11 protein-coding genes are annotated in these 18,702 nt (G+C 38.1%); 8 read left to right on the top strand and 3 right to left on the bottom strand.

Annotation, left to right across the window (positions count from 1 at the left end; all coding sequences use genetic code 11):
• Positions 1–180: 180 nt before the first annotated feature.
• From H6A61_RS03475 to H6A61_RS03455, 5 genes are all read left to right on the top strand, one after another.
• On the top strand, positions 181–1,479 hold the full coding sequence (locus H6A61_RS03475; protein ID WP_204391011.1) for a DUF4995 domain-containing protein: 1,299 nt from the start codon (positions 181–183) through the stop codon (positions 1,477–1,479).
• Between the two features lie 143 nt (positions 1,480–1,622).
• Positions 1,623–3,239 carry a sulfatase family protein gene (locus H6A61_RS03470; RefSeq protein ID WP_204391009.1) on the top strand — a complete coding sequence of 539 codons (1,617 nt, stop codon included), beginning with the start codon at positions 1,623–1,625 and terminating at the stop codon, positions 3,237–3,239.
• 82 nt (positions 3,240–3,321) lie between these two features.
• On the top strand, positions 3,322–4,950 hold the full coding sequence (locus tag H6A61_RS03465) for a Tat pathway signal sequence (protein WP_204391008.1): 1,629 nt from the start codon (positions 3,322–3,324) through the stop codon (positions 4,948–4,950).
• Between the two features lie 11 nt (positions 4,951–4,961).
• Positions 4,962–5,924 (top strand): ROK family protein, encoded by a 963-nt coding sequence (locus H6A61_RS03460; RefSeq protein WP_204391006.1) that lies wholly within the window; start codon positions 4,962–4,964, stop codon positions 5,922–5,924.
• 113 nt (positions 5,925–6,037) lie between these two features.
• Positions 6,038–7,306, top strand: coding sequence for a sugar MFS transporter (locus H6A61_RS03455; protein ID WP_204391004.1), 1,269 nt, complete (start codon positions 6,038–6,040; stop codon positions 7,304–7,306).
• Positions 7,307–7,369: 63 nt separating this feature from the next.
• On the opposite strand, the gene hepB is transcribed toward H6A61_RS03455, so the two are convergent.
• Positions 7,370–9,712, bottom strand: coding sequence for a heparin/heparin-sulfate lyase HepB (gene hepB / locus H6A61_RS03450; protein WP_204391002.1), 2,343 nt, complete (start codon positions 9,710–9,712; stop codon positions 7,370–7,372).
• A 359-nt stretch (positions 9,713–10,071) separates the two neighbouring features.
• On the opposite strand from hepB, the gene H6A61_RS03445 reads away from it, so the two are divergent.
• The 3 genes from H6A61_RS03445 to H6A61_RS03435 are packed head-to-tail and all read left to right on the top strand — an operon-like array spanning position 10,072 to position 16,409.
• Positions 10,072–11,931, top strand: a complete 1,860-nt coding sequence (locus H6A61_RS03445; protein WP_204390994.1) for a hypothetical protein — start codon at positions 10,072–10,074, stop codon at positions 11,929–11,931.
• A gap of 30 nt (positions 11,932–11,961) precedes the next feature.
• The gene (locus H6A61_RS03440) at positions 11,962–14,154 is read left to right on the top strand and encodes a hypothetical protein (protein ID WP_204390992.1); all 2,193 of its coding nucleotides are present in this window, start codon (positions 11,962–11,964) and stop codon (positions 14,152–14,154) included.
• A gap of 23 nt (positions 14,155–14,177) precedes the next feature.
• Positions 14,178–16,409, top strand: a complete 2,232-nt coding sequence (locus H6A61_RS03435) for a hypothetical protein (RefSeq protein WP_204390990.1) — start codon at positions 14,178–14,180, stop codon at positions 16,407–16,409.
• Positions 16,410–16,576: 167 nt separating this feature from the next.
• Here H6A61_RS03435 and mnmA read toward each other — a convergent pair whose 3' ends face one another.
• The gene (gene mnmA, locus H6A61_RS03430) at positions 16,577–17,629 is read right to left on the bottom strand and encodes a tRNA 2-thiouridine(34) synthase MnmA (RefSeq protein ID WP_204390981.1); all 1,053 of its coding nucleotides are present in this window, start codon (positions 17,627–17,629) and stop codon (positions 16,577–16,579) included.
• Between the two features lie 206 nt (positions 17,630–17,835).
• Positions 17,836–18,669, bottom strand: a complete 834-nt coding sequence (locus H6A61_RS03425) for a helix-turn-helix domain-containing protein (protein WP_204390979.1) — start codon at positions 18,667–18,669, stop codon at positions 17,836–17,838.
• Positions 18,670–18,702 lie beyond the last annotated feature (33 nt).

Genomic DNA, 18,702 nt, shown 5'->3' with positions numbered 1-18,702 from the left:
AAGTGATTATTTGTGCTGACATGTATTAATAGGACATTATTGATATAAAATTATACATATTTACAACTGAAAATTGTTTTGAATGTGTTATCCAATACATTATTGAAACGTGCTCCTTTACAAAATAATTAGATTTGTAAAAGTTAAAATGATTACTTAAAAAAATAATAATTCATATACATGATGCGAATGAAAAGGAACTTTTTTATCGCTGCAACGGCAGCATTGGTAATGGCCTCTTGTGGAAACACACAGAAGGCAGACAATAATGAATGGATAGATAATGCTCTTGATAGAGCTACGTCACAATTGTTACTTACTGCTAAAGAAGTTAGTGGTACTGGCATGCAGCCACGTTCTATCCATGTTGGCTATGATATGGATTTTCTAGTACGCCAATTGGAGAGAGATACTGCTACATTTGTTGATTCTTTACGTAAGAAACCTTCTCCTGAGATGGAAGGTAAACGTAGGTTGTGCCGTATATATGATTGGACTAGTGGCTTCTTCCCTGGGACACTGTGGTACGCATATGAACTTACAGGAAATGAAGAACTGAAAAATGAAGCTGTTCAATATACTAACCTTTTGAATCCTGTGAGATATTATAATGGAACTCACGATCTTGGATTTATGATAAACTGTAGTTATGGAAATGCACGACGTCTTGCAAAAAATGATACAATTGATGCTGTAATGATTGAAACTGCCGATAATCTTATTGGACGTTTTGATGAGAATATATCTTGTATCCGTTCTTGGGATTTTGGAACTTGGAATTTCCCTGTAATCATAGATAATATGATGAATCTTGATTTGTTATTTACGGTAAGTAAGATTACAGGAGATCCTAAATATAAGGAGGTTGCAATAAAACATGCAGATAAGACCATGGCTAACCATTTCAGGCCTGATTATACTTGCTGGCATGTGGTTAGTTATAATAATGATGGTAGTGTAGAACGCAAACAAACACATCAGGGTAAAAATGATGATTCTTCTTGGGCGCGTGGTCAAGCATGGGCTGTATATGGATATACTGCATGTTATCGTGAAACAGGTGATAAGAAATATCTTGATTTTGCAAAGAATATTGCAGATATGATAATGAATCGTGTAAAAACTGAAGATGCAATACCATATTGGGATTATGATGCTCCTGTTACAAAGGAAACGCCACGTGATGCTTCGGCTGCTGCTGTTACAGCTTCAGCATTACTTGAAATGAGTACAATGCTAGATGATGGAAAGGTGTATTTTGATTATGCGGAAAAAATACTGAAAAGTCTTTCGTCAGATAATTATCTTGCAAAAAAAGGTGAGAATTGTGGCTTTATCCTTATGCATTCTACAGGTTCGTTACCTAATGGTTCTGAAATAGATGTACCATTGAATTATGCAGATTATTATTATTTGGAAGCTTTGCAGAGGTACATGAATCTGAAAGGTATAAAGTTTGCTAACTGTAATAAATGTTGATATGTTAATTTATGGCAAGGTCAATAATTTAATTTGACCTTGACGATAACATATTTTTGTTACTTAAAATCTTTTCGATTAAATAATTCACCATTACTAATAAAAGCAGGCAAGGAGTAGGCTTGCATATTAATCATTTAAATATGGGAAATATAATATTTAAAGCTTTTTGTTTATCAGTAGCGGGTGTCACAGTGACGGGTTGTAGTAAAAAAGAACATGAAGATAACAGACCTAATATAGTTTTTATAATGACTGATGACCATACTACCCAGGCAATGTCTTGTTATGGAGGAAATCTTATACAGACCCCTAATCTTGACCGTATAGCCAATGAAGGAATACGGATGGATAGATGTTATGCGACAAATGCTTTATCAGGTCCAAGTCGTGCCTGTATTCTGACTGGAAAAATGAGTCATATAAATGGATTTACGGATAATGCAAGTCGTTTTAATTCTGATCAGCAGACTTTTATAAGCCTTTTACATGACAATGGTTATCAGACAGGTATTGTTGGTAAGTGGCATTTAATATCAGAACCAAAAGGTTTTGATTATTGGAGTATTTTGACTGGACAAGAAGAGCAGGGTGATTATTATGATCCGGATTTTAATGAAAATGGTGAAAAAATAGTAGAGAAAGGTTATGTGACAGATATTATAACAGATAAAGCTATAAAATATATAGACAGAGTGGATAAGAAAAAACCATTTTGTCTTATGTTTCATCATAAGGCTCCGCATCGTAACTGGATGCCTGCTCCACGACATTTAGGTATATTCAACAATACCGTTTTCCCAGAACCTCAGACCTTGTTTGATGATTATAAAGGAAGAGGAAAGGCATCAAAAGAACAAGATATGTCTTTGGAAAAGACATTTACTGAAGATTGGGATCTTAAACTTCTTACAAGAGATGATATGTTAAGAGACACCACTAACCGTTTATACAAGGTTTATAAACGTATGCCTGAAGATGTTCAGAGAAAATGGGATGAAGTATATGCCAAAAGAATAGAAGAATATCGCAAAGGTAATATGAATGAACGTGAACTTGTGAGTTGGAAATATCAACAGTATATGCGTGATTATCTTGCTACTGCAATGTCTGTAGATGAGAGTGTTGGGCGACTGATGAAGCATCTTGAAGATATAGGAGAACTAGACAATACTATTATTGTTTATACTTCAGACCAAGGTTTTTTCTTGGGTGAACACGGATGGTTTGACAAGCGATTTATGTATGAGGAAACACGTATGCCACTGATAATCCGATATCCGCGTTCTATAGAGGCAGGAAGTGAGAGCAAGGCTTTGTGTATGAATATTGATTTTGCACCTACTTTTTTGGATTATGCAGGTGTGGAAATCCCTAAGGATATGCAGGGACGTTCCCTTCGCCCTGTAATTGATAATGCAGGAAAAGTTCCGGCTGATTGGCGTAAGAATACATATTATCATTATTATGAATATCCGGCAGAACATTCTGTAAAACGTCAGTATGGAATACGTACAGATCGTTATAAACTTATTCATTTTTATAATGATATAGATGAATGGGAATTGTATGATCTTGATGAAGATCCGGATGAAATGAATAATGTATATGAAAACTCTTCATATGGTGAAGTCAGGAAAATGATGCATAATTTACTTGAAAAATCTCAAGAAGAGTATGGTGACAATGATCCTGAAGAAAAAGAAAAAGTTCTTTTTAAGGGAGATAGAAGAGTTATGGATAGGGTAAAAACTCATTGATAGGTATTATCTTGTATTACCTATTGTTTTATAATAATTGTCGGTATATATTTATTAAATAAAAAAACTAAAATCAAATATTATGGATAGAAGAAAATTTTTAGAAGTTTCTGGATGGTCATTGCTGGGTATTGCTGCATCCGGTAGCTTGCTCGGCTCTTGTACTCCTGGTTCTAAGGAAGCAAAAAGAATAATGCCAAGCAAATCTCCTTATAAAATGTTTTGGGGAGACCTTCATAATCATTGTAATTTGACTTATGGACATGGTGATATGCGCGATGCATTCGAAGCAGCCAAGACACAGCTGGATTTTGTAAGTGTTACACCACATGCTATGTGGCCTGATATTCCTGGTGCAAATGACCCTCGTCTGAAATGGGTAATAGATTATCATACAGGTGCATTTAAACGTCTTAGACAGGGTGGTTATGAGAAATATGTGGCTATGACCAATGAATATAATAAGGAAGGTGAATTTCTTGCATTTATTGGTTATGAGGCTCATAGTATGGAACACGGTGATCATGTAGCGCTAAATTATGATCTTGACGCTCCTTTGGTGGAATGTACTTCCATTGAAGACTGGAAACAGAAAGCTCGTGGACATAAAGTCTTTATTACTCCGCATCATATGGGTTACCAGACTGGATACAGAGGATATAATTGGGATTTCTTTACTGAAGGTAAACAAACACCTTTCGTAGAAATGTATTCTCGCCATGGTCTTGCAGAATCAGATCAGGGAGACTATCCGTATCTTCACGATATGGGGCCACGTCAGTGGGAAGGAACAATACTATGTGGTCTGGAGCGTGGTTATAAATTTGGTCTTATGGGCTCTACAGACCAACATTCCGGATATCCGGGAAGTTATGGTGATGGACGTATAGGAGTATTGGCATCATCTCTTACACGTGATGCATTGTGGAATGCTATGGCTAATCGTCATGTATGCTGTTCCACCGGTGATAAAATATTGATTGATTTCCGGCTTAATGATGCTTTTATGGGTGACGTTGTAAGAGGAAACCAACGTCGTATATATTTGAATGTTGAAGGACAGAGTTGTATAGATTATATTGATATCATTAAGAACGGTAAACTGCTTGCAAGAATGAACGGACCTATGAGTCCTATTGTATCTGCAGATGATACAGTACGTTGTAAAGTAAAAGTTGAATTCGGATGGAACCGTGAAGAAAAGTATGTTACATGGAATGGTGCATTAAGTATCAATAAAGGACGTATACTCAGTGTAACACCATGTTTCAGAGGGGCAGCATTTACATCTCCGCAGGAAGGTGAAACAGAATTCCATACTCATGTGAATCGCGTTCTTTCAGCTACGGATACTTCTGTAGAATTAAAACTTTACACCACTAAGAACCCAAATACATTAACTCCTGCAACTCAGGCTGTAATTCTGGAATTGGAGATACCTAAAGATGGAATTTTATCTGCTGATTTTAATGGGAAACATTTTGAACATTCATTGGGAGAATTGCTTGTCGGTTCGCGTAGCCATTTTATGATAGGATGGTTAAGTGAGGCTATACTCTTCAATAGGGCAATGCCTGAGGATTGTTATACCATTGAACACTATATGGAAGATAACGAACCTGAGAGAGATACAGATTATTATTATGTGAGGGTACGTCAGAAAGATCAACAATGGGCTTTCAGTACACCAATATGGGTTGAACGGGTATAAATCTATTAAATATGAAAAGATACGCTATAGGAATAGACCTAGGCGGTACATCTGTGAAATACGCCTTGATTGATGACGAAGGCGTATTTCATTTTCAGGGACGTGTACCGTCAAAAGCTGATATTTCGGCAGAAGCCGTGGTTGGACAAATCTTGTATTCTGTAAATGAAGTAAATGCTTATGCTGTTTCAAATGGTCTAAAAGTAGATGGTATAGGAATTGGCACTCCTGGTATTGTTGATGCTACATCACGTATAGTAATGGGTGGTGCTGAGAATATTAAAGGATGGGAAAATGTTTATCTTGCAGACCTGATAGAAAAAGAGACAAAACTTCCTGTTATGGTTGGAAATGATGCCAATATGATGGGACTTGGAGAAACACGTTTTGGAGCAGGTAAGGGTATGACTGATGTCGTATTTATTACTGTTGGTACTGGAATAGGTGGTGCAGTAGTTATAGATGGGAAACTCTTTGGAGGTTATGCCAATCGTGGAACAGAATTAGGTCATGTACCATTGATTGCCAATGGAGAGAAATGTGCTTGTGGAGCAACGGGATGCCTAGAACATTATGCTTCTGCATCGGCTTTAGTTAGAATGTTTATATCTGAAGCTCCTGCATATGGATACTCTATTCCTGAAGGAGGGGTTGATGGAGAGCTTATAGTTCGTTTGTATAAAGAATATCATCCGCTTGCAGTCGATTGCCTTCGCAAGCATTGTCATTATTTAGGACAAGGTATAGCAGGTTTTATAAACATCTTTAGTCCACAATTGGTAGTAATAGGAGGTGGATTGTCCGATGCCGGGCAATTTTATATAGATATGGTTAAAGAGGAAGCTTTGAAAAATGCTATGCCTGACTGTGCTGTCAATACTGATATCGTTTCTGCCGGACTTGGTAATAAGGCTGGTAGCTTAGGAGCGGCATCAATGATTTTTGATAACAAATATTGTGCTTTTCAGGGATGAAATTGTATTCCATTGGCTTTTGTCTTTACTTATTTAGGCGTAGTAGATTATAATTATAATTCTATGCGCCTATATAATTTATAAAGTATATATATTTATTAAAGGATTTGATTATGAGTAAAAGGACAATTCATTTGATATTGATAATGTCGTTTTGGTTTACCATTTCTTTTATAACAAACATTCTTGGGCCTTTAATACCGGACATTATCAGTAATTTCAATTTATCTAATCTTGCTATGGCAGGTTTCATCCCGACGTCATTTTTTCTAGCTTATGCTATAATGTCAATTCCGTCTGGAATACTTATTGACAAATACGGTGAGAAACCTGTTTTGTTTTGTGGCTTTTTTATGCCATTGTTAGGCTCTGTTATTTTTGCCTCTATACATACATATCCCGCACTTCTGGTCTCATCATTTATTATAGGTCTTGGAATGGCAATGTTGCAGACTGTAATAAATCCTTTACAGCGTACGGTAGGTGGAGAAGAAAATTATGCTTTTATAGCAGAACTTGCACAGTTCGTTTTTGGAGTAGCTTCGTTTGTTAGTCCTTTGGTATATTCAGGTTTAATGTCACGTCTTTCTCCGGATGTTTATGTACCCGGCAATAGTGTTGTTGCAGATATATTGGCATCAGTTACCCCACCTGACTTACCTTGGGTCTCATTATACTGGATATTTGCATTATTGCTTGCGTTGATGGTTGTAACTGTGTTGTCTTCCCGTTTCCCTAAAATCGAGCTAAATGATGACGAACGCGGCGGAAGTAAAGACACTTACTTGTCTTTGTTTAAAAACACTTCAGTGTGGATGTTTTTTCTTGGAATATTTTGTTATGTCAGTACGGAGCAGGGGACATCCATTTTTATGACTACTTTCCTTGAAAAATATCATGGAGTGAATCCTCAAACGGATGGGGCATTTATCGTAAGTCTTTTCTGGGGATTGATGACTGCAGGATGTCTGGTAGGTATGTTATTACTTAAATTGATTGACAGTCGTTTATTATTGAAGTATTCCGGATGTCTTACAATAATTCTTCTGGCTTGTGCAATTTGGGGAGGTCGTAGTCTATCTTCATTAGCTTTCCCTGCGATAGGATTTAGTATTTCTGTAATGTATTCTATCGTGTTTTCGTTGGCTCTTAATTCGGTTCCGTCCAATCATGGCTCTTTTGCAGGAATATTATGTACTGCTATAGTTGGAGGAGCTGCCGGACCACTTATAATTAGCAGTATTGCTGATTTGACATCATTAAGGATTGGTATGTGTGTTATTTTTATCTTTGTTGCTTATATTGTTTTTGTAGCATTTACGGCACATCCGCTTGTTAATAATAAAACAGTAAGTGTGAAAGAATTGTTAGGAATAAAATAAACATATATAATAATAAAAAGGCTGCAACAGATTTAGTTCTGAGCAGCCTTTAAAGATGTATTATTATCTGTTAAACTCATATTTACCGGCAGTTCCTTCAAAGTATAATGTCCCTTCATCTGATTTAGCTTCAAGAGTAGGGATAATTATTTTCCCGTTTTTCTTTATTTGCCAGTTGCCGGCTTTAAGATCTGTGATTACAAATGTGTATTTCCCCTCCCCGTTAATAGTGAAATCAAACTTACCTGTTATTTCGTTACTTCCTTTACTGAATGTTACAACTCTGTCTTTTATCCGGACACCGACAATGCGTTCGGAATCTATACGTTTGACTTCGTAAGTCTTTTCAATGTTGTCTGTCATTTGCATGACATTCAGGAATAAGTCTTCTCCTGATGGTTGTATTGGTGATAATTCTACTCTCCATGCTCCACGTTCGTTTGCGGGATCAGGATAAGATTCTAAAGCATCATTTTTATAATTCTGGCCGAATACATAGAATTCCTTACCGGGACCACCAATTTTCTCTATTGAAGCGTTCTGTAAAACAGGTAGTAGAACATGATTTTTTAATATGCCGGAATCACCGTTTTTAGTCCGTTTTATTGTAATTGAGTTATTGTCTATTTCAGGCTCCTCTATACTGTGTAGAAGCCAGTATTTCTTGAAATCAGGATTTGAAGAAACTACTTTATCGAATACTATTAATGCGGCAGGAACTACTTCCGATTTGAAATTAAGAAAAACAAAAGAACGCTTAGCTTCCTTTACTTTGTTTGAATATGCTTTTGTAATGTCACCTTTTAAATAAGAATACTCTGGCATGTTATTGTCAGGTCCATATCCATGGGCGATTGTTTTTCCCACAGTATATTCATCGGATAACAGGTCGTTCATACTGTTGCATGTTTTCCAACCATCACCGGGCATTCTTTGTCCTCCATCATTAGCGGCAAAACTTGATTTGTTTGCTCCTCCATAATTGTGGCAGGCAAATTTCTCATCAGGGTCATAAACTAATAAAGAGTTATGCGCGATAGTGCGTTTGAAATAATTTTTGTTGTGTGGACTGTTGTAACCCCCTGAACTACCGCTATATGCTCCTGCATCAATAGCGAGAGGACCTTTATAATATATTTGAAAACTTCCACCATCCAAATGTTGATGATTACCCACAAAATGTTCGTTTATTTTCATTTCTGCTATGACGCTGTTTTCTCCCCATCCTGTTCTGGCTATCATCCATCCAAAAGGAGAACCGGAAAAACGTGTTAATGGTAAATCGTCAGGAGCCTTACCTTTTAAAGTATAGTCTCTCCATAACAGGTCAAAAATAAGGCAATGATTCATAACTTCATTTCCGGAATTTTCCAAATGTGGATTTCTCTCAAATTCGTATGCCAAATACTCATCTTTATAATAACTAGAAGCGAGGAGCATCGGTAGCGGGAAAGTAAGAGTGGTAGGGCGGTTCTGAGGGTAATCATCACCTGATGGCAAAACAACTCCATCGGGCCTTCTTCTGTATATCATATCATAGAGTACAAACTGTTGGGATGAGTTATATACACATCCTGCACCCATTTTGTCAAGAATCCATAAAGGGAATAAATCACATGCGAAACGAACGTGAATATAATTTGTACCTTGGTGGTAGTTATGTCCTTCGTAAAAAAAGTTTCTTGCAGGTATGTAATCGCGGAATAGCATTTTTATTACATGATTGTACATATCCGGATATTCATCATATATTGCTATTCCTGCAGATAATAAGTCGCGCATAATCATCCATTCCGATGGATGACCGGAAATTGGTTGATTGTCGCGGGGAGGATAACCACATTCCATTGTTTGGGCTATTCGTATAAAGGAATTTATATATTCTTCTTTTTCGGTTTTCTTCATTTGGTCGTAACACCAGTCATAGACTATGGCTCCAACCATAAGCATAGCTCCACTTGCTCTTGAATTGTCCTTTTCTATTCCAAAATTGGTATTCTTTAATGTGTCTAACATTGCCGTAATGGCTTTTCTGGCTTGTTCTTTCTTTCCATTAACGAGATAATCTAACGCTTGTAATTGTACTTCACTGGTTATACCTCTCATTTTATAATAATATCTGAAACCGCGGTTTTCTCCTTCTGCTTTTTCTTCAATGGCAGTTCTAGGTTTGGAAAGCCCTTTTAGCACAGCTATTGTTTGTTGTGCTTCAGGTGTTTGTAGCCTTTCTTTTAGTTCTGAAATTTCATTTGGACGGATATAAAGTCTTGGGTGAGTCTTAGGAGGTATTGGTACAGACACTCCGTCCATATTACACCAGGTTACTCCTTTATTCAACTCTTGACAAAAGATGTGGTTGAAAAATGAACAGATACATAGTGTTAATAATATAAATGTGTGTTTCATGTGAATTATAATTAAATTGTTATTGTTAGACAAAGATATTTTTTCGGCTTTTATAATTGTTATAATATTGTGGAAAATACTTGTGATTTTGTTTAAACTTTTATAGTGATGTCATTTTATTATTCTTCTTTCTATATCAATGTTTTTCCAGGTCTCAGGAAACAACTTCGTTTTCTGAGGATACTCTATTTTAACATGTAACAAAATGCTTTTATAATTTATGTGATGTGAAGTTTTTACCGCCATTTTATATTGATTTAAATCAAAAAAGCTCGAAAAAGTAAAATATTTGTCGTTAATATTGAACAAACCTGTTGTTCTTTTTGTCTTGATAGGCGTATAACATTTAATAATTTGAGATGAAAAGGATAACACTATTTGCACTTATAGGCTTTCTTTTTATGGTGTCGTGTACTAACGACGAGATGATGAATAATAGTAATACAGGTTCTGGACGCAGTGGCATACGTTTTCGTTTGAAAAAGTCTGCATACATTGGTGACATTAACTCGCGTACAGAATCTGTAAGTACAGGCGATTATGACAAAGTCTTTTTCTACATAGCCGACTCTGAAGGCGATGTAATGACTACAGTACATGGCAAATATAATGCGCTAACTTCGGAAATATATGCCGAAGGTCTTCATGAGGGAGACTATAACCTGCTAGTTTTGGCTATAAAGGGTGATGAAACGGCCGATCGTGCCGAGATAAATGAAATATCAAGTATGGATGATGAATGGCTGGTGTTTCCTTCGGATCTGCACAAACCTCTGGAAGCGGAGTATTTTTATTCGTGTACACCGTTTACAGTCCGTTTAGTTCCTGCTGAAGGAGGTAGCACTGAAGTTATCAGCATTGACAGCGAAGTTACACAGGACAGGATAGTAGGTCGTTTGGATTTCAATTTTGTATATAACAACCGATATGTGCGTAATGCAACAGTCGAGAAAAGAGTGAGACTTGCTGAATCAAAGTTCTATACATCAATAACAGGTGGAGGTGCTTTTACGGGAGAAAGTGACGGTATTATAGACGATATGGTTTTAAGAGAGGACATACCTTATCTTTTTATGCCTACAATTGCCGGTACTGTTTTAAAAGGAGATATTTTCCATACTTCAGTAAACTATCTTGATGAGAAGACTGTTCTTGATTTCAATTTTGACCAGCAGGAAGTGTTGCCAAATCATGCACATACGGTAAGTACTGCGGTAAAGCATCCTGATGACATTTCTCCGGTGATGTATATAACTGCCGATGCCTACAGAGCTGGAAATCATGCACGAATTCTGGATGATGATGAACCGGTGTCTGTTTATACGAACAGGTCTCAGCGCACTTTTAACACGGCAAAGCCATTACAGCTTTCCATTACTGATGAGGGGCAACTGCATGCGCGTTTTTATTCGCCACGTGTGCTTTATGGAGTAACGGTGAGAGCACGTATAGCGGCTGTGGATGATGAATATTTCGATTTTGCATATTTCGATTCTATTCCTGCTTTCTGCGATTTCTATGAGTCATCTCCACTGGTAGAGAAAGGCACTATGTGTCGTACTGAGAGCGGTCGCATAATCAATGTTCCAGCACTTGACGCTGCCGCCATAGCCGGAGCGGAGTTAAAGGTACTGTCATCAGATCCTTATTGGGCAAAACTACAGGAAATAAAGCACGGATGGACACTTTACTGGGGACTCTTTGGTGGAGACCCTTCACGCGAAGATGGAGGTCCGGTAGGTAACTGGATGGGTATCCGTCCGGTACATTGTAGAGAATCTGTGGCTTTCTTCCTTAATTTTACCTATATGATAGATATGGATGAGCACGAAGCTATCCTTCATGAAAATGCGGGTAAGTTATACGACGATAATAAACAACCTGTAAAGGTGGAGGAAGTATTGGCCAAGATGCGACGTGGACAGACACTTCAGGTCGGACTGGTTTATCCGGGTAATGGTGTAATCGGTTTGGGTAGTCCGAGTGTGTATGGAGCGTATGAACGAGGATGGTTCGAACATTATTCAAACCGTTATGCATGTAGCGTGATGTTCCATGAATTGGGACACGTTATGGGATACGGACACAGTAGTTCGTTCACATATGGTCCTTGGGCAGAGCAGCTGATGAATAATTTTTATGTTGACAATATTGGCAAAATGCCTATAGACTCGCCTGTTTATCTAAAGAGTGCCTCAAATCCTCATAAATACAATTAATATCTGAATTATCATAAATAATATTTCAATATGAGAGTAAGACTTGTAAATATATTATCTGCATTATTATTGATTTCTCTTTACTCATGTAGTGATGACAGCATATCCTCTGGAAATTCATCTGGTGATGTAGTTGCTGCCAGACTATCATTGCTTAGCACTTCTGCCGCAGAAACTGATGCAGTAGAGAATGTGTCAGCATATCGTTTCGATGGTGGCATATTAACAGAGGTGTTTGAAACGCTTGAGCCGGGAACAGATGGAGTAGTGTCTCTTAAGCCTTCTGCCATGAGTGGTAATGTATATTTTATGATTAACGCAGGAAATCTCGTTTCCGGTCGTGGTTTTGAAGTAGGCGTGACCTCTGAATCAGATTTCCAGGCAATGACTGCCGGAGCCGATGAAATGGTATCAGGTGGAATGTTTTTGTCTGGTATGTCAACTATAAGCCGACAGACATCGTCTGTAGCAGTAGCTATGAAACGTTCTGTAGCGCGAATAGATATAAGTTCTCCAATCAATAACCTTTCGGTGAATAGTGTAAAGGTGAAGAATGTTTGCCCTAAAGGTTATGTACTTGAGGGAGGTAATGGTGGAGAGATTCCTCAGCCGGTTGATATGGTGAAAGATTATGCTGATAGTCCACTAACAGCTGCTGAAGAAACATTGTTTTATCTTCCGCACCAGGAAGGTAATAACTTTGAAGTAGAAATAATGGTTACATCCTCAGGCTCATGGCACAGACTGAAAACTGTTCTGCCGGACATATCACGCAATAAGGTTTATACTCTTAAAGTTTATGCTGATGGTGAAGACTTTAGAGTAAAAGTAGTTGAAGCTTCTTGGCAGGAAGGCGACGGAACAACCTCAGACGGACTTAGAAATGCTTTTGTAGATGTTGATAACTCAGTACTGAGTGATGGCATTAGAGTTAATGAAACACGCGATTCTGTTTTTATACCATCATGGGAAACAAACTTCAGTCTTGCCATAAGCGGTGAGTTAGGTTCGACTGTGAATGTGGATGGCTTGGTGAAAGGTGTTGATGTCACTGTTTCTCGTTCCGGAAATCTTGATAATGTGTGCAGCTTGAATGTGAACAGCAGTAATAAGATGATTGGTAGTGTGGACGGATATATGTATGTTAATGTACATAACGGTGATGCATTACGTGGTAGAGTCGTACTTGTATTTTTGGCAAATCCGGTTAAGATGCAGGGACAGTTGAGTTTTGACGGCAACTATGTTTGCGATTTCGGACGATATATAGACGGTGAACTGGCTGTATTGAACGTTCCTGATGATAAAGTGATAAGACTGGAATTCGACGAAAACTCACCGGAATGGATGAAACTGGAAGAAACAGCGGATGGCACATACCGTATTCTGGGAGGATGGCGCCCGAATGACGCTGATGCTGATGGAAGAATACAAGAAGGAAGAATTTTGATTTCCGACGTGTCAGGTGTGCACAATGAAACCTATACGGTAAAGAGACAGAATTGGGGACTTCCAGTAGTAAACATAAACGGTACATGGTGGTGTAAATACAATCTTCGTGGAAACGTTAAAGATTTTACCGATCAGATTCTTGTTTCAAACGATCCTGCCCGTGGTGGAAGTATCGCAGACTATCTGGCTGAGTGTACGGACGATGAGTACCTTAATGTTCTTGGCGACCAGTATCAGGCTGGTAATCGCGATGGTCTGAAATTGAAGAATGACGGTACGGGATTCCTGTTTGATGGATATTCTACGAAAACAGATAATTTCGGCACATTAGCCCCTGGTTATATGGCTCCTGACGGTTATGAAATACCTGATTATGACGATTATAGATTCTTCACCTGGGGAACTGACTGTAATTTAGGTTATTTTAATCCTGGCGCGTTCAATAATGGTTTGGGGCAGAGATTAAACTTCTCTGTGGTAGAGAGAGAAGCCATGTTCCTGGGCTATGAGTACGGAAATGTAACCTTCTACGATTTTGAGTATGAAGGAGAGCACCTTGTATTATGCGGTCTCGGTCATCAGTGGAGTGAAACAGGAATATCTAAGAAAATGATTCAGTTTGCCACATACGGTAATTCCGGCAGTACATGGCTGATCGAAGGTTATTCCAAGACTGATGGCAGAGGAAACTGGTTCAAGTTCGCTGCAAGCAATGCACAGAAAACCAGAACCATAAGATGTGTGAAATCTCCTGTTGAATATATTTATTAATTAATCTGTAAATAAAAAAATAAATGTCTATAAAGAACATACTTGCTATAATTGTTTCGCTTGCTGTAATATCATGTACAGATAAAGAAGCGATGAACGAGCATAGTGGAACAGATTCTGTTATATTACCACGCGTGTCATCATATAATTATAGTTCCGGAAATGATGAAACAGCAGAAACAAAGGAGATAGGAATACTTCATGCCTGTCTCTTTGAGAATGGTGTTATGACACGCGTTTATGCTGATATAGATCCTTTGGCCGGCATCAAGATAGATGACAGTAAGGGGCGTCTTTATATGGTTGCCAATATAGAAGGAAATAATTCCTCTTCTTTTTATAATATAGGTATGACTGAGGAGGAGTGGCTGTCAACCACAATACTACATAAGGGAGGTGTAAACCTGAGATATATGAGTGGAGTTATTGACTTGTCAGACATGTCCCATGGAGTTTTGCAACTTTATAGGGGAGTAGCACGTATAGATGTCAACGTTTCAGGAGAACACGATTTGTCTGTACCGGCTATTATGTTCAGGAATGTGGCACAGAAGTCGTATCTGAACCGCCGTCATACTGTAGAATCACCCGAAAGTACAGGTTACAACGATGTTACTCCTGTCATAGAAACTCCTCTTACCGGTAACACATATGGAGTGGCTTATCTGTGCGAACAGGCCTCGGAGAATATCTCTGCAGTGTTGACCATAAATGTAGATGGCGAAACTGTGGAAAAAGAAGTTGCTATGCCTTCCATACTAAAGAGAAACTGTGTTTATACTATAAATGTGTTTAAAGCATCTGTACAGGCTGACGTAACCTTAAGTGTAACAGATTGGGAAAACGGAGGTGACTTTAATCTTGCACCAAACGAAAGAGGTCTGACAGTGGACGTGGAAGGAACATCATTTCCTGCAAATACAGAGGTGGATTCTGACCGCAGGGGAATAGTATTGTCACACTATGCTTCGGATTTCGTTCTCTCCATAGATTGCGACGATGAACTGGAGCTGATAGCCGATCCTGAACTTCCAATGACCGTTGAACGTATAGGAGGAGCGGAGAATGTAGGAAAGAATCTGTTTCGCCTAATAAAGAAAATATGGTATCCTGGTATGGAACGTGTAGAGAGAAAACTGATGTTTCATCGTAAAGGACTGAATGAGAATTATGCTGATGATTATATAAATGTTGTAATGTCTGAACATCCGGTTAAACTGGAAGGACTGATACATTTTGAAGACAATGCATCATTCGATTTCGGAAAATATATAGATAATGAGCTTGGTGTCTTTACAGTTCCGGCATCGAAGTCGATAACTGTTGAGTACGACGAGGGAGAAGACGAATGGGTTAAACTTGATACGTCAGGTCAGAGGGTACGTATTATTGGAGGATGGCGTCCTAATGATAAGACTGCAAACGGCAGAGTACAGAAGGCACGCATAGTAATAAATAATTCGGCTGATGGCTCTGAAAAAGAGGAATACGTTATTTCACGCCGTAACTGGGGATTGCCTGTTACAAAGCTTAATGGAGTATGGTGGTGTAAGTATAATGCCATAGGTGATGCAAAAAACTTTTCAGACCAGATTCTTTCATCGGCAGATCCTGCGGTAATGGCCGGTAAGACAGTATTCGATTATTTGAGGGACTGTACGGCTGATGAGTTCTTCAATCTCTGGAAATGGAATTATCAAGGTAAGAGTTCACAAGGACTTCAGGTAATAGACGATGGAGGAGTGGCGAAACTGGAAGGTTATTCTTCAAGTACCGAGCATATAAATAAGATAGACGCTAAGGCTCTGGCTCCTGACGGCTATGAATTGCCATCCATGGAGAACTTTGAAAGAGTATTCAATTCTACAAGCGGAACTATTTGGCTGATGTGGGATGGTTCGCATACTACAGCTTGGAATGGAAGTACCACTATACAGCGCAGGCAACGCAGAAGAAATGATGTTACCGTAGGAACAGTGTCACTGACAGATCTTATTTATATATCTATGTATAATCAGTCGGAGACAGAGTATGAGCCGCTTGTGTGGTATGGCTCAAGTCCGCAGTGGAATGATAACGGTATAAATCATGGCCATTACAACAATCTGTTGATTGCCGTTCATAATCCATCAAATGGTCAGGGATGGTTTTTCGTGGGTGGAATGAATGGCCTTTATCCGTCAAAGAACTCAGCAGGTCCGAATGATACCCGTATCCTGAGATTTAAGAAGTCTGATGTGGAATACATATATTGATACTGTCAGTAAACACTAAACGGACTGACATTATCTATAAATACAACTTGTGTTTTTACAAATATAATCTATGTTTATAAGAATGCAAGTTGTATTTGTATAAACATAGATTATATTTATAGAAGATAAAAGCACGCGATGAAGTTTTCTTTCCGTTAGAAATCTTTTTACTTGTTTATGATTCCTCCGCCGAGGACAATATTACCCCTGTAGAATGCAGCTGCTTGTCCCGGGGCAATTGCCGCCAACGGTTCATGAAGTTTCACGTGTAACAGTCCGTCACCGGTCATTGTAACGGTACATCTGTTCGCCTGCTTTCGATATCTTATTTTTACTATTACATCATCCTTACCCAACAGGGATTCCGGATTTATTATATTCCAGTCCGTGAGCCACATTTCGCTGTGTTCAAGCGAAGACAGTTTGTCACTTATTACAACTTTGTTTTCTTCAGGAATTATTTCTTTTACGAACAATGCCTTGTTCATATATATCCCCAATCCTCTGCGTTGTCCTATTGTATAAAAGGGATATCCTTCATGTTTCCCAATGTTATTGCCTTCTTCATCACAGAATATGCCGGGTTTGATTAAGTCAGGATTTACATTTTTTCCTAAAAAACTTCTGTAATCCATAGGGCAGAAGCATACTCCAAGACTGTCTTTCTTTACGGAAGCTTTCATGAAGCCTCTTTCTGCTGCTATTTCTCTAACTCTTGTTTTTGTTATATTTCCCAATGGCAGTACCATCCGCTTCATAATATCCTGTGGAAGTCCCCATAGAAAGAAAGACTGGTCTTTATCTGGGTCAGTACCACTCTTTATATGCCAATATCCGTCGCATAATGTTTTTTGTACGTAATGTCCTGTAGCAATATAGTATATTCCTTCCCTGTCGGCTATTTCTTTAAGTATAGGCCATTTCAGATAGTTATTGCACTGCGTGCATGGAACAGGGGTTCTCCCTGTCATATATTCCTTTATAAAATAGTCTATGATGTATTTTTTGAATCTGTCTCTGAGGTCGTAAGTAATGTGCGGAATGCCAAGTCTGGAGCAAAGCTCTCGTGCGTCGTCCAGATATTCTGTATTGTTATCTTTTTCAAAGAAGCGGAATGTTGCTCCTGTAACTTCGTATCCTGCATCCAAAAGCAACATAGCGGCTACAGAACTGTCTGTACCTCCACTCATCCCTAATAATACTTTATTGTTTTCTTCCATAATTCTGTCTCCTTGAAAGTGATAGCTTGACGTAAGGACATAAAAAAAGGAGTACCGCTGTACTCCAACCTTTGTTAACCTTAAAATCTAATACTATGAAAAACACAGTACAAAGGTACGGACTTTTCCGTTATCTGCAAGTTTTGTGCGCGAAAACTTATGTTTTATAACACTATTTAGTATTATTGCCGTATGTTATACACTTATTAAGGTTTTGCTCTATACTCTAATGGGCTCATGCCTGTATGCTTTTTAAAATATCTTGAGAAGAATGATTGATCAGGGAAGTTTAATTCATACGAGATATCCTGTATGGACATATTCGAGTATTTAAGCATTATCTTTATTCTCTGTATTGCATGTTTGTCGATAATGTATTTGGCTGATTTATCTGCAACATTTTGTGTTATTGACGATAAGTAGCGTGATGTTATGTATAGTTTCTCTGCGTAAAACCCTACTTCTCTTTGTTGTGGACAATACTTGTGTATCAGATGAATGAACTTTATAAACAGCTCTTCTCTTCTTCCCACTTCCTCCGATTTGTCTATTTTAAATAGGGTTCTTGTCTTGTCATATACATCAAGTAGGAAACTTTGGATATTGTTTTTGAAGATTTTTACTCTGAAACAGTTGGTCTTTTCATTATAGAAATCTTTCATAGCTTCTACCAGATAGTTCATTTTGTTTATTCTTTTTTCTCCTAATTGTACGCAGGGATATTCTTTCAGGAAAAAAGTGAACGAAGGTTCCAGTTGTGCTGTCGCTTCGTCGTAAACTTCGTGTTTGAATGTTATATATGAGATTTTGAAATCGTCACTATTGCTGATATTGTGGACTATGCTCCCGGCTATTATTATTAGCTGTGTATTGGCTACCAGTTCGTATGGGATAAGGTCTATTTCTATGTGGGCAGTACCTTTTCTGCAAAAGATAATTGTATCTACATCTACTTTCATGGTTTTACCCTGAGGTAGCCATTCATTCTTGTCTGCTCCTGCTTTGAAAATTTCATCATCTGGCAGTTGAAATATATGCATATAGTTTCAATTTTGTTAATAACAATTTATATC

This window comes from Bacteroides caecigallinarum, assembly GCF_016901995.1.
Lineage (GTDB): Bacteria > Bacteroidota > Bacteroidia > Bacteroidales > Bacteroidaceae > Phocaeicola > Phocaeicola cellulolyticus.
The sequence above is the reverse complement of the archived record's forward strand: the minus strand, read 5'-3'. Positions and strand labels throughout refer to the sequence as shown.

Coding starts and splice junctions, on each gene's coding strand:
- H6A61_RS03445 (WP_204390994.1), top strand. CDS start 10,072: ATGAAAAGGATAACACTATTTGCACTTATAGGCTTTCTTTTTATGGTG.
- H6A61_RS03465 (WP_204391008.1), top strand. CDS start 3,322: ATGGATAGAAGAAAATTTTTAGAAGTTTCTGGATGGTCATTGCTGGGT.
- H6A61_RS03425 (WP_204390979.1), bottom strand. CDS start 18,669: ATGCATATATTTCAACTGCCAGATGATGAAATTTTCAAAGCAGGAGCA.
- H6A61_RS03460 (WP_204391006.1), top strand. CDS start 4,962: ATGAAAAGATACGCTATAGGAATAGACCTAGGCGGTACATCTGTGAAA.
- hepB (WP_204391002.1), bottom strand. CDS start 9,712: ATGAAACACACATTTATATTATTAACACTATGTATCTGTTCATTTTTC.
- mnmA (WP_204390981.1), bottom strand. CDS start 17,629: ATGGAAGAAAACAATAAAGTATTATTAGGGATGAGTGGAGGTACAGAC.
- H6A61_RS03470 (WP_204391009.1), top strand. CDS start 1,623: ATGGGAAATATAATATTTAAAGCTTTTTGTTTATCAGTAGCGGGTGTC.
- H6A61_RS03455 (WP_204391004.1), top strand. CDS start 6,038: ATGAGTAAAAGGACAATTCATTTGATATTGATAATGTCGTTTTGGTTT.
- H6A61_RS03440 (WP_204390992.1), top strand. CDS start 11,962: ATGAGAGTAAGACTTGTAAATATATTATCTGCATTATTATTGATTTCT.
- H6A61_RS03475 (WP_204391011.1), top strand. CDS start 181: ATGATGCGAATGAAAAGGAACTTTTTTATCGCTGCAACGGCAGCATTG.
- H6A61_RS03435 (WP_204390990.1), top strand. CDS start 14,178: ATGTCTATAAAGAACATACTTGCTATAATTGTTTCGCTTGCTGTAATA.